Here is a 1,300-nt window from a genome sequence, read left to right as displayed (position 1 = left end):
GAGCGTTCATGAATACGGCCTTGATTACCGGCGTTACCGGCCAGGATGGCGCCTACCTGACACAGTTGCTGCTAGAGAAGGGATATCGTGTCTACGGCACCTATCGCCGAACCAGCTCGGTCAATTTCTGGCGTATTGAAGAGCTTGGCATCGGCCAGCACCCGAACTTGACGCTGGTCGAGTACGACCTCACCGATCTTGGCTCGAGTATTCGCCTGCTGGAAAACACCGAAGTGACTGAGGTGTACAACCTTGCGGCACAGAGCTTCGTTGGCGTGTCGTTTGACCAGCCGATCACTACCGGCCATATCACCGGCATCGGCGCGGTGCACATGTTGGAGGCTATTCGCACGGTCAATCGCAAAATTCGTTTCTACCAAGCTTCGACTTCGGAGATGTTCGGCAAGGTGCAAGCGGTACCGCAGAGCGAGACAACCCCGTTCTATCCTCGCAGCCCTTATGGCGTGGCCAAGCTCTACGCACACTGGATGACGGTCAACTATCGCGAGTCCTACAATATCTTCGGTAGCAGCGGCATCTTGTTCAATCACGAGTCGCCATTGCGTGGTCGTGAATTCGTGACACGCAAAATCACCGATGCAGTGGCCAAGATCACTCTTGGCAAGCTTGACGTGCTGGAACTAGGCAACCTGGATGCAAAGCGCGACTGGGGCTATGCCAAGGAATACGTGGAAGGCATGTGGCGCATGTTGCAGGTCGATGAGCCGGACACCTACGTGCTGGCGACAAATCGCACGGAAACCGTACGTGACTTTGTCAGTATGGCATTCAAGGCCGCTGGTATCGACATAGCGTGGCAGGGAGAGGGCGAAGCCGAGCATGGTTTGGACGAAGCAACTGGAAAAGTGCGGGTGCGTATCAATCCGCGCTTCTATCGGCCAGCGGAAGTTGAATTGCTGATCGGCGATCCCGGCAAGGCTCGCGCCAAACTGGGTTGGGAGGCCAAGACCACCTTGGAAGAGCTTTGCCGCATGATGGTGGCCGCCGATATCAAGCGCAACGAGCGTGGGGCGTCGTTCTGAGGTGCGCCGGCCACGCGCGCTGCTGACCGGTCGCAATGGGTTCACGGGCCAGTATGTGGCCCGTGAACTTGAGGCTGCCGGATACGAGGTCGTCGGTCTGAGCGATCGCCAAGAATCCGTGGGTACGGCCTCTATCACCGCCAACCTGCTTGATCGCGAAGCGATGCACGCAGCGGTCGCTACTGTCCAGCCAGACGTGGTGCTGCATCTGGCAGCGATCTCATTCGTTGCCCATGATGACGTGGACGAGATCTATC

At 57.6% G+C, this 1,300-nt stretch carries 2 protein-coding genes; both read left to right on the top strand.

The features are described from left to right. Positions 1-8: 8 nt before the first annotated feature. A complete protein-coding gene (gene gmd / locus RHOFW104R8_RS10880) occupies positions 9-1,043 on the top strand; it encodes a GDP-mannose 4,6-dehydratase (RefSeq protein ID WP_068094702.1) in 1,035 nt (344 codons plus the stop codon). Next, positions 1,027-1,300, top strand: a 274-nt coding sequence (locus RHOFW104R8_RS10875) for an NAD-dependent epimerase/dehydratase family protein (protein WP_153021715.1), incomplete at its 3' end; no start/stop codon positions are given. The genes gmd and RHOFW104R8_RS10875, both read left to right, overlap by 17 nt.

Origin of the sequence: Rhodanobacter sp. FW104-R8 (assembly GCF_001617365.1) — a bacterium.
In the GTDB taxonomy this organism is placed as follows: domain Bacteria; phylum Pseudomonadota; class Gammaproteobacteria; order Xanthomonadales; family Rhodanobacteraceae; genus Rhodanobacter.
Note: the sequence above shows the minus strand (reverse complement) of the source record. Positions and strands in the feature narration are given on the sequence as shown.

Bases quoted from the DNA above. Each gene is read 5' to 3' on its own strand.
- gmd (WP_068094702.1), top strand. From the start codon at position 9: ATGAATACGGCCTTGATTACCGGCGTTACCGGCCAGGATGGCGCCTAC.